This is a genomic window from Bacillus sp. FJAT-53060 (assembly GCF_037104745.1).
In the GTDB taxonomy this organism is placed as follows: domain Bacteria; phylum Bacillota; class Bacilli; order Bacillales; family Bacillaceae; genus Bacillus; species Bacillus stratosphericus_B.
On the sequence record NZ_JBAWSW010000028.1, the window covers coordinates 24,278 to 37,788 of the forward strand.

Genomic DNA, 13,511 nt, shown 5'->3' on the forward strand with positions numbered 1-13,511 from the left:
CTTACCTTGCGACATATCGATCAAGTCGTTTTTCAATTTGGTTCTGCACGAGCGATAGAATGAAGCAGATTATCCAATAGATCAAAGCTGCTTCCATATAAACGAACAAAATTTGATCCAAGTTCGCCGCAGCAATTTCCTGTGATTTACGGAAAAGCTCTGCGACGAGGATTTGGGAAGCAAGGGACGTATCCTTCACTAGGCTAATAAATGAATTAGATAGTGGTGGAATCGATACACGAACAGCCTGCGGTAAAATGACACGGACGAGCGTTTTGCGCTGAGTCATCCCAATGGAATAACCAGCTTCCCATTGTGCCTTTGGAACAGAAAGGACGGATGCTCGGATAATTTCCGAGGCATACGCACCTACGTTTAATGAAAAAGCAATAATGGCACTTGGATATGGATCAAGTGTGATATTAAATGTCGGAAAGAAATAGAAAATAATAAACAATTGCACAAAAAGCGGCGTTCCACGAACGGCCGATACATAAATGGAAAAAATCCATCTGAGCGCTTTGATCTTAGACATTCTAGCAAGAGCTGTTACAAGTGCGATAAAAAGACCAATAATAAAGGCAATGATGGCCAAGGGAATTGTATAATAAATTCCTTGCATCACCATTGGCCAGAAAGATTGCTGCAGAAGATTCCACGGAATGACGACTCCTAGGATATTATTTTGAAACATCTTCACCAAACCATTTCTTAGAAATCTTAGCGAGTGTACCGTCTTTCTTCATTTCTTTTAATGCACCATTCACTTTGTCAACGACTTCGCCGCTGCCTTTTCTGAACACAAAATAGGTTTCTTGAGGATCTCCTGTTTCAAATGCAACTTTTAGGCTTTTGTTACCGCTTGTTTTCAAGTAATTCAATACAGCCAATTTGTCATTAAACGTCAGATCAGCACGTCCTTGTTGGATCAATTGAATGGATTGAGCAAGACCTTCAACGCCTTCAATCTTAGCACCAGCATCTGTGGCTAGTTTATTGTAGTTGCTTGTTAACGATTGTGCTGCTTTTTTTCCTTTGACATCAGATAGTTTCTTAATGTCGTTGTTATCTGATTTTGTCACAACAATCGCTTGAGATGTTGTGTATTTATCAGAGAAATCATATTGATTTTCACGTCCAGTTTTACCAACTTGGTTCGCTACCACGTCAAAACGCTTTGAATTCAATCCAGCAAACATGCTGTCCCATTGTGTTTCTTTGAATTCTGGTTTTAAGTCAAGGCGTTTTGCTACTTCTGTGATGACCTCTACATCATAGCCAGTTAATTTATCTGTCTTTTTGTCATGGAATGTGAAGGGAGCATAAATACCTTCTGTACCTATTGTTAATACGCCTTTATCCTGAATAGATTTCCACAGGTCACCTGATTCCTTCGACTCAGATTGTTTATTAGCGTTGTCGTTTGTAGTTGATCCACATGCAGTGATCAATGCAACACTAGCCCCTAAAATAATGGCAAAGAACATTTTTTTCATTTTATTCCCCACTTTTCTTGTTGGTATTTACAACATTGATCATACAGAGAAGCAACCTAAAAGTAAAGCCTTGAAATTATCTTGAGCGAATCCCACCAACTTTATGCCTTCAACCCTTTTCTTTCAAACTTCAATCGTCTTGAAAGTCTATCACCTTTTATTTGTGCGAACATTACTAAAATAAAGTCTTTGTGAAAGTGACGATAGAAGGAAGCATATTTATGATAAAAGATGTATAATTAGTAGGTTGTTTTGAAATGGAATGAATCACATGGAGACACGTTTTGATAACACAGCATCTTATAAGAAGGAGGGCATCATTGTGGATGTTGGACAAAATCAGCCTGAACAATTGAAAAGGACGATGACTTCCCGCCATTTATTTATGATTTCACTTGGCGGTGTCATTGGGACAGGCTTTTTCTTAGGAACGGGCTATACGATTGGACAAGCAGGGCCAGTTGGAGCCGTTCTTTCTTATATTGTGGGCGGATTGATTATGTATTTAACCATGCTGTGTCTTGGGGAGCTGTCAGTCGCACTTCCTGTGTCTGGGTCGTTTCATACGTATGCAACCAAATTTGTCAGTCCTGCAGCAGGCTTTGCTGTTGGCTGGATTTATTGGCTTGGCTGGGCGGCAACAGTCGCACTTGAATTTTTATCAGCAGGACAGCTAATGAGGCGCTGGCTCCCGCAAGTGGATGTGTGGATTTGGTGTTTGATATTTGGGTTGTGTCTTTTCTTATTAAATGCCAGGTCAGCGAAAGCGTTCGGGGAGTCGGAATTTTTCTTTTCAACCATTAAGATTATCGCTATCTTATTATTTATTGGTGTAGGCGGAGCTGCAATGTTTGGCTTGATTCAAACGACGAGCGGGGAACCGGCTCCTTACTTCAGTCATTTCGTGAGTGATGGGCTGTTTCCGAATGGCTTGCTCGCCGTTGTTGTCACAATGATCACGGTGAACTTTTCGTTCCAAGGGACAGAGCTGATCGGAATTGCGGCAGGTGAGAGCGAAAATCCTGAGAAAACTGTACCTCGCTCTATTCACCAAACGGTTTGGCGTACACTCATCTTTTTTGTCTTATCTGTTTTCGTATTAGCGGGTATGGTGCCTTGGAAGGAAGCAGGTGTACTCGAAAGCCCATTTGTCACCGTGTTTGAGAGAACGGGGATTCCTTATGCGGCAGACATCATGAACTTTGTTATTATCATCGCTTTATTATCTGTTGCAAACTCTGGCTTGTATGCTTCAACGAGAATGCTGTATTCCTTATCGAAGGAAGGAATGGCAGGAAAGGCGTTCAGACGAGTGAATCAGCGCGGTATTCCGATGAATGCTTTGCTACTTACTTTTCTGTTTACAGGCATTTCGCTATTATCTGGGTTCTTTGCAGAGAAAACCGTCTTTGTCTGGATTGTTTCAATTGCCGGCATGAGTGCCCAGGCTGGCTGGATCACGATTACATTATCACAGCTTCTTTTCCGACGAAAGTACGTGAAAGCGGGCGGAAAGCTGGAAAACTTAAAATTTAAAACACCCCTTTATCCGGTCCTGCCGATCATTGCTATCACGCTGAATTCGATTGTTTTGATCAGCCTTGCCTTTGATCCGGAGCAGCGTATCGGGTTATATGTCGGCGTACCACTCATGATTATTGGTTATGTCGTCTATCATCGCTATGTGAAAAAACATCAGGTGAAAAGTGAACCGCTCAAGCTGCAAATCCATGGAGATGATGAGATTCGTTTTTAAACCAACAAAAAGAAGCCCACCCCATCGGAAGGCTTCTTTTTTGATTTAATGTACGCCTTTCATCGCTTTCTTAATGACGGGTGAAAGCAGCAGCATGACACCACATAAGACGATAGCGATGAGGCCGATGATACCGAAATAGACGGTTTCTGGTACTTTATCAAACAGTTTGACCACTTGCGCATTGATTGCCTGTGCCATTGCATTTGAAAGAAACCAGAGGCTCATCGTTTGCGCTGAGAAAGCAGAAGGTGCAAGCTTGGTTGTCGCTGACAGCCCAACTGGTGACAAGCAAAGCTCTCCGATCACAACAAGGAAGAAACTTAGAACGAGCCATAATGGGCTCACCAATGTGTTTGGACCAGACATGTATGCAGGAATGATCATGACGATGAAGGATAACCCTGCAAACAGAAGGCCGAGTGAGAACTTGATCGGAGTAGACGGCTGTTTCTTACCAAGTCTGACCCATAGCCAAGCAAACACAGGGGACAGCAGCACAATAAAGATCGGGTTCAATGATTGGAACCAAGAAGAGGCTAGTGTCATCCCAAGGAAATTCAAATTTGTTCGTTGATCCGCATATGTGGCTAAAATGTTTGAACCTTGTTCTTGAATCGCCCAGAACATCACCGCAGCAAGGAACAATGGAATATAAGCGAGTACCCTGGATTGCTCCACTGCACTCGTCTTTTTACTGAAATACATCACAATAAAATAAACAACTGGAATGAGGACGCCAAGGACACTGACAAACCAAGTGAATAGATTAATAGTGATCGCTCCTGTTTGAATGCCAATGACAGCAAAAACAGCGAGCACAAGCACAATCAATGTTCCGAAAATTTTGAAGTTCTTGCGTTCAGTTGCTGATAGCGGATTTGTTACATAAGTGCCGGCAAGACCAAGATTCGGCTTTTTCGTGATCACAAACGTAATCAGTCCAACAAGCATACCAACGGCAGCGAGTGAGAAACCAAGATGGAAATTCACTTTTTGACCGAGTGTTCCGACAATTAATGGGGCAATAAAACCACCCATGTTGATCCCCATGTAGAAAATACTAAACCCAGAGTCCCTGCGAGGGTCCGTTTTTGTATACAGGTCACCGACAATGTTTGAGACGTTCGGCTTCAGGAGACCTGTTCCAATAATAATCAGCCCCATACTAATAAAGAGTGCTGTTGCTCCGCTTGGCAGTGCCAAAATGACATGACCAAGCATAATGAAGACCCCGCCATAAAAGACCGTACTGGAAGAACCGAATACCCGGTCGGCGAGCCACCCACCAATAATTCCTGACATATAGACAAGGGCACCGTAGACAGACATGATCGAATTGGCTGTGGTCTGGTCAAAGCCAAGACCGCCTTTTGTCACCTCTGTGTACATATAATAAATAAGTAGTGCACGCATGCCATAATAAGAAAAACGCTCCCAAAATTCAGTGAAAAACAGTGTATAAAGTCCTTTAGGATGTCCAAAAAACCCTTTTTGAGGCACACTTTTAACAATTTTATCGTGATCAATTGTAGACATGGCATAGATCCTTTCTTAAAAAAAGAGATATGAGAAACATGATATTCTTGTATCAATATAAAACTATTCTAAAACAGGGAAATATTAGTTCAATAGGCTTAAAGACTCAAAAAATGAAAATTCATTCAAGTGAAAATGATCAGAAAGTTATCCTCAAATAATTTATATAAAATTTGAAGTATTGTACAACCAAACCTTTTGCACATGCATAGAATGACAAAAGAACATGTGTGAAAAGGAGGGGTTTAAGTTGGGGGAATTAAATGATTCTGATCTAAAAAACTGTTGTGAATGTATTGGATTTTGGCGTGATTGCCGACGGAAAAACAGACTGTACGGCTAATCTAAACAAATGCTTAGAATGGACGAAAGCACAGGGCTACTCTCATGTCTGGCTACCGAGTGGAACGTATCTAGTAGATGCGTTGTACAGAGGTGATTACATTTTTTCCTTTCCGGTGTGCAGGCATACGGGTGCCAAGTCATATTTTTATTGAGATGGGGTCAGATGCGGTGATTAAAGTGAACCGGCTGTACAATTACGGATTCACGACGAAACAATATATCGATTACAGGCTGCAATGGTGTCATTGTCGAGGACTGTTTGCTTGAAAGGGCAGGGGTAAACGGGGTGGAACCGAAAATGGGGATTGATATTGAAGGATACGGAGAAAATGCGATTAATTTGGAGAAACCGCTGAATATTCAAATCCGAAACAACATTGTCAGAGGGGGTGATGCAAGCTCCATCTATAATTTCAACGGCTATGGTGTGATCATTGAAGGCAATCAAACAGATAGTAGCATCTCCTATGGCTTCGCCACAGAAACGATCATTGCAAACAATTTAATCCGTGCAGTGGGAGGGGGCGTGTCAAAAGCAGGGATAACGAGCTTAGGTGTCTCGCTTGGTCAAACGGAAAACAATGTGATTATTATTGGCAATATGATTGATGGGTTTGAGAAAGGCATTGATGTGAGGGGAGACAGTGTTCATATTACAGGCAATAAGATCAGTCTTTTTGAAGATGCGGCTGTGTCTGTTTATATGGCCAATCGCATTTTAATTGAAGGGAATCATATTGAATCAGGGACGAATACACGACTGAGAAGTGCATCACTGCGTATCTATCAATCGGATAGTGTCGTCTTTTCAAACAATACAATCTACTCTGTCATCGATGCAGCAATGGTGAGAGGAACGAATATCCTTAATTCAGCAGAGGGATATGGGTGCAGGAAGGGGAAGCAGGGATCAACGGCAATCACTTTATTCAAGAAGGACAATCGCAGCTCACGTCCTCGTATACCATTAGCGTCACTGGGAATGCAAAGGCTTTCATATGGCGGAATCGATTTAAGCATTATCAAAACTACGCGGTCTACAGCAGCACGACAGGGTCATTAGAGATTAAAGATAATTCCTTTGAAGAACATCCTTATATGTTGTGATGTACATTAAAAATGGTTCACCACAAATCGGAGATAACCGCTTTTATTTAAATCGTTCAATAGGACAGCCAACGGCGATTTTTATTGACCAAGCCACCTTAGCACGTGTACTGCGGAATAACATCATCAATCTATCTCCTCAAAAAGCGATCGCCATCCGCACAATGTCTTCCACTCATTCTGTTATTGCTCATAACATGCTGGAGCGTAGTCAATTGATGACACATACAAGTGACCGGCTCATCGGAAATATTGAAATCGACACACCGTAAAAGTTAATAAAAATCCCTTATTTTGGTGGTTTAGAAGGCGGTTGACAATCATGTAAAAAGGGCATATAGTAATAATTATTTTTCATTTTTCGCAACATTCGCCCTTTTTTTATGGATAAAACCGATTAATTCAATCAGAAAAATGTATCTTTTGAGGATCTCAGCTTGATACAGTAGGATATAGAAAGGATGAAGAACAAGTGTCACAGCCAAAACGGAAGCTCAAGCTAGGCGTATTTATCGCAGGAACTGGGCATCATGTCGCCTCTTGGAGACACCCGAATGCAGTACCAGATGCAGCCATGAATCTTGATTACTTTAAACAATTAGCGAAAAAGGCAGAGGAAGGAAAGCTGGATCTGCTCTTTTTAGCCGACAGCTTATCCATTAACGAAACCTCTCATCCGAATGTATTAACGAGATTTGAACCGCTCACACTGCTTTCTTCAATTTCAGAGTCTACCTCTACAATTGGTTTAGCAGCAACAGCATCCACTACATACAGTGAGCCATTCCATATTGCGAGACAGTTTGCCTCACTCGATCATTTATCAGGCGGCAGAGCGGCATGGAATGTTGTCACATCTTCTATTGAAGAAACAGCGAAAAATTTTAGTGGAGAAGAGCATTTAGCGCACCACAAACGATATGAGCGAGCAGAAGAATTCGTAGATGTCGTCAAAGGTCTTTGGGATTCTTGGGAAGAGGATGCACTTGTGAGAAACCAAGAAACGGGAGAATTCTTCGAGACTAGTAAGCTTCATGAGTTGCAGCACAAGGGTGAGTTCTTCTCTGTACGGGGCCCACTCAACGTATCACGCACGCCGCAAGGTCAGCCAGTGATCATTCAAGCAGGGTCTTCCGAAGATGGGCAAAAACTTGCAGCTAAAACGGCTGAGCTCATTTTCACTGCGCAAAACGATCTCGACAAGGCGAAGGAATTTTATCAAAACTTAAAAGGGAAAGTAGAGGCTGCTGGACGTGCTAGAGAGGATGTTAGCATCATGCCAGGTATCTTCCCAATCATTGCCGATACAGAGGAAGAAGCAAAAGCGAAGTATGAAGAATTACAAGAGTTGATTGTTCCAGAGATTGGCCTTAGCATTTTACAAAACTACTTAGGTGGTATTAACCTCACGCAGTATCCATTAGACGGTCCGCTTCCAAAGATTGATCCAAACACGTCAAATGCGGTGAAAAGCCGTTTTGATCTTGTGATGAATATGGCGATAAAGGACAACCTGACCATTCGCCAGCTCTACCAATCTGTTGCAGGATCTCGTGGTCATCATATTTTCATTGGAACTCCTGAGCAGCTAGCAGATGTGATGGAAACATGGCTCACTGAAGAAGCGGCAGATGGCTTTAACGTCATGCCACCCCTATTACCAGAGGGATTTGATGTATTCGTAGATCGTGTCGTTCCAATCCTTCAGGAAAGAGGCTTATTCAAAACAGATTATACAGGACAAACCTTACGAGAAAATCTCGGATTAAAGCAGCCAAAAAATCGTTACACGACATCAGGATGAGGTGACAAACGTTGGGATACACTTTTCGTCTGGCAACAGAGGTAGATATAGAGGCACTGCTTGAGCTAACAACAAGAGCCTATGAGCCGATTCGTGAGCTCGGCATCCAGTTCCAAGCGGCACATGCAGATTTCGCCCTTGTTCAGCAAAATGTACAAAAGAATCTTTGCTATCTCATGGAAGAAAACGGTGAGCTTCTATCCACCTTATCGCTTCGTATGCCTTGGGGAGAGCAGCCAGGACCGTTCGGCGTTCCGCACATATGGTGGTTTGCCTCAGAACCAGCGGCTAAAAAGGGCACAGGCTCAGCCTTGCTGGAATGGGTTGAATCCGAAGTGCTAAGGGATACACTGAAGATACCGTATGTGTCCCTCGGTACAGCTGATAAGCATCCGTGGCTCATGGACATGTATGAGCGCAAAGGCTACGTCAGAGTAGGAGAAAAGGATTTAGGCAAGGGTCATATCACGGTTTATTTTAAAAAACAAATAAGAACAGATATTGCACAATTATAAGAGGAAAGAAGGGTTCACGATCATGAAAAACAAAAAGTGGCTAATCGTTCTATTTGTAGCAATGCTTGCGGTTTTAGCAGCTTGCGGCGGCAACAATCAAAGTGAAGAAGAAGACGAAAAAGTATTAAAAGTAGGCGCTACAGGACAAAGCTATCCGTTTGCTTATAAAGAAAATGGCAAGCTTGTTGGATTCGATGTCGAAGTGACAGAAGCAATTGCGAAAAAACTAGGATATAAACTAGACTGGCAGCTAAGTGAATTTAGCGGACTGATGGGGCAGCTCACATCTGGTAAATTGGATACTGTCTCAAACCAAGTAGCGATCACAGATGAGCGCAAACAAACGTTCAATTTTACAGATACGTACGCTTACGCAGGAACTCAAATCATTGTGAAAAAGGACAACAACGACATTAAAGATCTTGACGATTTAAAAGGAAAAACAGTTGCGACGATTCTTGGCTCAAACCATGCCAAAAACCTCGAGAGCAAAGACCCAGATAAGAAAATCAATATCAAAACATATGAAACGCAAGACGGCGTATTAAATGAAGTCGCAAATGGCCGTGTGGATGCTTACGTAAACGGACGTAGTGTATTACTTGCTCAAATTGAAAAAACAGGCCTTCCACTGAAAATTGTAGGCAACCCAATTGTTTATGAAGAAGTGGGCTACCCATTTGCCAAAGATGAACAGCATGACAAACTAAAAGAAAAATTTAACAAAGCGATCAAAGAATTAAGAGAAGACGGGACACTTAAGAATTTGTCTGAAAAATATTTCAAAGACGATGTCACAGTGACGATTAAAAAATAAAGACAGCGGTGGTGAACAGTAGACATGAATAAAATTGATTGGCAGTATATGGTGACAGTTTTTCCGACCTTAATTCAATACTTGCCGATAACGATCTTCATGGCGATTGTCTCCATGGTATTTGCCATTATCATTGGGGTGGTATTCGCTCTCATTACAAAAAACCGGATACCTGTCCTATACCCATTTGCCAAGCTGTATATTTCTTTTTTTAGAGCGGTTCCAACCTTGGTTCAGCTCTTTCTCATTTATTTTGGTCTTCCACAGCTATTTCCTGCGATGACCTCAATGGATGCCTTAACAGCGGTCATTATTGGATTAAGTATTAAAAACTCAGCGTACTTAGCAGAAATTTTTAGAGCTGCTCTTAACTCTGTGGATGAAGGGCAGCTAGAGGCCTGTTTATCAGTCGGCATGACAAGATGGCAGTCTTACGTGAGGATTATTTTCCCGCAGGCAGTCAGAAATGCCATTCCAGCGACGGGGAATACCTTTATTGGTCTATTAAAAGAAACCTCTCTTGCCTTTACTATTGGGGTGGCAGAAATGTTTGCACAAGGGAAGATGATTGCATCGGCCAATTATAAATACTTTGAAACCTATTTAGCCGTTGGGATTGTGTACTGGGTGCTTACGATGATTTATAGCTTCCTGCAAGACGTATATGAACGAAAAATCAGCAAACCTTACCGGAATTAAGGAGGTGTGGACATGATCAAGCTCACCAATTTGAAGAAATCATTCGACGACCTTGTCGTCTTAGACGGCATTGACCTTGACGTACAAAAAGGGCAGGTTGTGGCCATTATCGGACCTTCTGGCTCCGGTAAGTCAACATTGCTGCGCTGCTTAAATTTATTAGAAACGCCAGATGAAGGCACGATTGAAATTGGCGATGCGAAGCTGAATGCGTCCAAATATACACGTAAAGAAGCGATTCACCTGCGTCTACAAACGGCCATGGTGTTTCAAAACTATAATTTATTTAAAAACAAGACAGCCTTACAAAATATTATAGAGTCACTTCTTTTGACGAAAAAAATGACCAAACAGCGGGCGAATGAGATCGGGATGAAGCTGCTGAAGAAGGTAGGGCTAGAACAAAAAGCTGACAGCTATCCGGTCACGTTATCTGGCGGACAGCAGCAGCGGATTGGCATTGCCCGTGCGATAGCGGTCGATCCTCATGCCATTTTGCTGGATGAACCGACGTCAGCACTAGATCCAGAGTTAGTCTCAGGCGTGCTTCAAGTCATTAAATCCATTGCGATTCAAGAAACGACCATGATCATCGTTACACATGAAATGGCGTTTGCAAGAGAAGTGGCAGACCATGTGATTTTTATGGCAGATGGTCATATTATCGAGCAAGGGACGCCAGCACAATTGTTTGATGAAACGAAGAATGAACGAACAAAACGATTTATCCAAAAAGAAGCAGCGTCTGAAGAAGCATAAGCTGCTTTTTATTTCTTAAGAGAGGTGGATGTCTAGTGAAATCAATTGGAAATGAAGCCTTAAACAAACGTTTAATTAACATTCGCAGAGCGCTTCATGAACATCCAGAATTGTCATTTGAAGAATATGAAACGACAAAGAAACTCCGCCGCTGGTTAGAAGAGGAAGGGATCACTGTACGTGATGTCCCTGCTCTTCAAACAGGGGTTGTCTGTGAAATAAAAGGAGAACAAGAGGGACCAACGATTGCTCTTAGAGCCGATATTGATGCACTTCCGATTGAAGAAGCATCTGGCGAACTATTTTCTTCAAAGGTACCGGGAAAAATGCATGCATGCGGTCATGATTTCCATACGGCTTCGATTTTTGGTGCGGCCGTCTTATTAAACGATCGTAAACACAAGATTAAGGGAACGGTTCGCATTTTGTTCCAACCGGCTGAGGAAGTCGCTCAAGGGGCAAAACACGTCATAGAGGCAGGAGTTTTAGATGGGGTTGATGCGATTTTCGGTATGCACAATAAACCTGACCTGCCAGTTGGCACCATCGGCATCAGAGAAAAGGCGTTAATGGCTAGTGTCGATCGATTTGAAATCGATATTAAAGGAACGGGTGGTCATGCAGGAATTCCGAATCACACAGTGGACCCAATTGCCATCAGCGGGCAGATCACAAGCGCCCTTCAGCAAATTGTCAGCCGCCGCATTAGCTCCTTGGATCATGCGGTTGTCAGCATCACATGTATTCAAGGCGGTACGTCATGGAATGTGATACCTGACCTTGTCAAAATGGAAGGAACTGTTCGAACGTTTGAGCCGCAAGTAAGAGCGATGATTCCAGATCTCATGAAACAAATCGTGAGCGGAATTGCAGAAGGATTTGGAGCTAAGGCAGAAGTGAGATGGCATCCTTATTTGCCTTCTGTGATGAATGATGAGCGGCTGACAAAGGTGGTAGAAGAAACGGCTGGTGCGCTTGATCTCACAGTATCGCAGGCAGAGCAGTCACCAGGCGGAGAAGACTTTGCCCTTTATCAAGAGAGCATTCCAGGCTTTTTTGTATGGATGGGGACAAGCGGCACCGAGGAGTGGCACCACCCTGCCTTTACGTTAAATGAAGACGCGCTTCCAGTTGCCGCAGCTTTCTTTGCCGAGCTTGCGGTACGGGCATTGGAGTCACGATCATGGAACTAACGAAACAGCTAGCAGAGGCTGTGCTGTCAGCTGATCCTCTGCAAGATCGACAGGGCATACAAATGGCTAAAAACGGTCTGTTAGACGTTGCGGCAGCAGCGTTTGCTGCTAAAGAGGATGAAGGTCATCAGATGCTGATGACGCTTGTGGAAGAAGAAGGCGGAGCAGCTCAAATTCCCGTCATTGGACAAGGGAAGAAGGTCAGCCGACAATCAGCAGCGATGCTAAACGGCTACCTCATCCATGCTCTTGATTATGATGATGTGCATTCAGATGTCAGAGGACATCCAAGTGCAGTCATCGTCCCGGCTTTGCTTTCGCAGCTCACAGCAGGTGAAAGTTATGGCGACCGATTTTTAGCCGCCTATATAACTGGCGTCGAAGTGATGGCAAGGCTCGGTGAATCCATCGGCAAGGCGCATTACGAGCGAGGGTGGCATAATACGGGAACACTCGGAGCCATTGCGGCAGTATGTGCCATTGGCTATTTAAAAAATGTCTCTCAGGAAGAGCTGACGAAAGCGATCGGCTTTGCTGGTGCGCAATCAGCCGGAATGCGAAAGCAATTTGGAACTCATATGAAGCCATTACAAGCAGGCTTAGCCGCTAAAACAGCCGTGTGGTCAATGGATGTAGCTTGTTTAGGTTTTGGCGGAAGTGACTCGGTTCTTGATGGGGAGAATGGTTTCTTTTCACTCTATGGAGATCAGGAACTGGCGGAAAGACGATTGCTAGAAGGCTATGGCGTTACGTGGCGCATTGTATCGCCAGGGTTATGGTTCAAAGTTTATCCATTCTGCTCAGCTGCACACCATGCAGCAGATGCAATTGAGTCTTTGGTGAAAGAGCGGGCATCCTTACGGGATCAGATTGAACAGGTAGATGTCATTTTTCCACCTGGCGGAGATGCAGCACTCACTGAGCGGACGCCTTTGACTGGAGAAGAAGGACGATTCAGTGTCGAGTACGTCATCGCACTTGCGGTGTTTGGATACACTTTTTCACTAGCTGCCTTTACGAAAAAAGCCATTTCACCTGAGCTGCGGACATGGATGAAGCGGGTCAACAGAGAATATGATCATACGGTGGAATCCCATCCTGATGCCGTTCCAAAAGGACGCTTTACGATTGTGAAGCTCACATTATCTGACGGCACTACCATCAGCAAGCGGGTCGATATTCCGCGGGGAGCACCGGGACACGCTTTATCGAAAGTAGACATCATGCAAAAGTTAAACAGTGTCACAGACGCCTCACATGCGCAGATGATTGTACAGGCAATTGAAGAGGAAAACGACTCTTCTTATTTGCAGCTACTGGCATGATACGGAAAAGGCTCATCTATAGAGATGAGTCAGCTTGTAGACAAAGTCTACAAGCTTTTTTGTATAATAAGGGTAATAACACAATTCTGCGGGGGATGAACATGTTATCGAAACGTGAAGAAGAGAGAAGAAATCAATTAGAAGTAGTGGCTTTAG

The 13,511-nt window shown here is 43.3% G+C and carries 14 protein-coding genes; 11 read left to right on the forward strand and 3 right to left on the reverse strand.

Annotated features, from left to right (window positions below):
* Position 1: 1 nt before the first annotated feature.
* Together WAX46_RS11145 and tcyA are read right to left on the reverse strand one after the other, a co-directional pair.
* Complete coding sequence (locus tag WAX46_RS11145) at positions 2-694, reverse strand: amino acid ABC transporter permease (protein WP_336493981.1); 693 nt, start codon at positions 692-694, stop codon at positions 2-4.
* Positions 681-1,496: a cystine ABC transporter substrate-binding lipoprotein TcyA gene (gene tcyA, locus WAX46_RS11150; RefSeq protein ID WP_336493983.1), complete on the reverse strand. Its 816-nt coding sequence runs from the start codon at positions 1,494-1,496 to the stop codon at positions 681-683. The genes WAX46_RS11145 and tcyA overlap by 14 nt, the downstream gene beginning before the upstream one ends.
* 322 nt (positions 1,497-1,818) lie before the next feature.
* Here tcyA and WAX46_RS11155 point away from each other — a divergent pair, with 322 nt between their 5' ends.
* Entirely contained in the window at positions 1,819-3,252 is a 1,434-nt protein-coding gene (locus WAX46_RS11155; RefSeq protein WP_376776389.1) for an amino acid permease, read from the forward strand.
* Positions 3,253-3,297: 45 nt separating this feature from the next.
* Here WAX46_RS11155 and WAX46_RS11160 read toward each other — a convergent pair whose 3' ends face one another.
* Positions 3,298-4,791, reverse strand: coding sequence for a peptide MFS transporter (locus tag WAX46_RS11160; protein ID WP_226566574.1), 1,494 nt, complete (start codon positions 4,789-4,791; stop codon positions 3,298-3,300).
* A 308-nt stretch (positions 4,792-5,099) separates the two neighbouring features.
* Between WAX46_RS11160 and WAX46_RS11165 the strand changes: the two genes are divergently transcribed.
* The 10 genes from WAX46_RS11165 to WAX46_RS11210 all read left to right on the forward strand — a co-directional run bounded on the left by WAX46_RS11165 (position 5,100) and on the right by WAX46_RS11210 (position 13,355).
* On the forward strand, positions 5,100-5,288 hold the full coding sequence (locus WAX46_RS11165) for a hypothetical protein (protein ID WP_336494000.1): 189 nt from the start codon (positions 5,100-5,102) through the stop codon (positions 5,286-5,288).
* Between the two features lie 134 nt (positions 5,289-5,422).
* Entirely contained in the window at positions 5,423-6,199 is a 777-nt protein-coding gene (locus WAX46_RS11170; protein WP_336493985.1) for a right-handed parallel beta-helix repeat-containing protein, read from the forward strand.
* 43 nt (positions 6,200-6,242) lie between these two features.
* Positions 6,243-6,515 (forward strand): hypothetical protein, encoded by a 273-nt coding sequence (locus WAX46_RS11175; RefSeq protein ID WP_336493987.1) that lies wholly within the window; start codon positions 6,243-6,245, stop codon positions 6,513-6,515.
* 200 nt (positions 6,516-6,715) lie between these two features.
* Positions 6,716-8,047, forward strand: coding sequence for an LLM class flavin-dependent oxidoreductase (locus WAX46_RS11180; protein WP_336493989.1), 1,332 nt, complete (start codon positions 6,716-6,718; stop codon positions 8,045-8,047).
* A gap of 11 nt (positions 8,048-8,058) precedes the next feature.
* A complete protein-coding gene (locus WAX46_RS11185; RefSeq protein ID WP_226566578.1) occupies positions 8,059-8,562 on the forward strand; it encodes a GNAT family N-acetyltransferase in 504 nt (167 codons plus the stop codon).
* 22 nt (positions 8,563-8,584) lie between these two features.
* A complete protein-coding gene (locus tag WAX46_RS11190; protein ID WP_336493990.1) occupies positions 8,585-9,379 on the forward strand; it encodes an amino acid ABC transporter substrate-binding protein in 795 nt (264 codons plus the stop codon).
* A 24-nt stretch (positions 9,380-9,403) separates the two neighbouring features.
* On the forward strand, positions 9,404-10,078 hold the full coding sequence (locus WAX46_RS11195) for an amino acid ABC transporter permease (RefSeq protein WP_336493991.1): 675 nt from the start codon (positions 9,404-9,406) through the stop codon (positions 10,076-10,078).
* A gap of 12 nt (positions 10,079-10,090) precedes the next feature.
* Entirely contained in the window at positions 10,091-10,837 is a 747-nt protein-coding gene (locus WAX46_RS11200) for an amino acid ABC transporter ATP-binding protein (protein ID WP_336493993.1), read from the forward strand.
* Positions 10,838-10,872: 35 nt separating this feature from the next.
* Positions 10,873-12,030 carry an amidohydrolase gene (locus tag WAX46_RS11205; RefSeq protein WP_336493994.1) on the forward strand — a complete coding sequence of 386 codons (1,158 nt, stop codon included), beginning with the start codon at positions 10,873-10,875 and terminating at the stop codon, positions 12,028-12,030.
* Positions 12,021-13,355, forward strand: a complete 1,335-nt coding sequence (locus tag WAX46_RS11210; protein ID WP_336493996.1) for an MmgE/PrpD family protein — start codon at positions 12,021-12,023, stop codon at positions 13,353-13,355. Before WAX46_RS11205 ends, WAX46_RS11210 begins: the two co-directional genes overlap by 10 nt.
* Positions 13,356-13,511 lie beyond the last annotated feature (156 nt).

Coding starts and splice junctions, on each gene's coding strand:
- WAX46_RS11190 (WP_336493990.1), top strand. CDS start 8,585: ATGAAAAACAAAAAGTGGCTAATCGTTCTATTTGTAGCAATGCTTGCG.
- WAX46_RS11200 (WP_336493993.1), top strand. CDS start 10,091: ATGATCAAGCTCACCAATTTGAAGAAATCATTCGACGACCTTGTCGTC.
- WAX46_RS11175 (WP_336493987.1), top strand. CDS start 6,243: ATGTACATTAAAAATGGTTCACCACAAATCGGAGATAACCGCTTTTAT.
- WAX46_RS11210 (WP_336493996.1), top strand. CDS start 12,021: ATGGAACTAACGAAACAGCTAGCAGAGGCTGTGCTGTCAGCTGATCCT.
- tcyA (WP_336493983.1), bottom strand. CDS start 1,496: ATGAAAAAAATGTTCTTTGCCATTATTTTAGGGGCTAGTGTTGCATTG.
- WAX46_RS11195 (WP_336493991.1), top strand. CDS start 9,404: ATGAATAAAATTGATTGGCAGTATATGGTGACAGTTTTTCCGACCTTA.
- WAX46_RS11160 (WP_226566574.1), bottom strand. CDS start 4,791: ATGTCTACAATTGATCACGATAAAATTGTTAAAAGTGTGCCTCAAAAA.
- WAX46_RS11145 (WP_336493981.1), bottom strand. CDS start 694: ATGTTTCAAAATAATATCCTAGGAGTCGTCATTCCGTGGAATCTTCTG.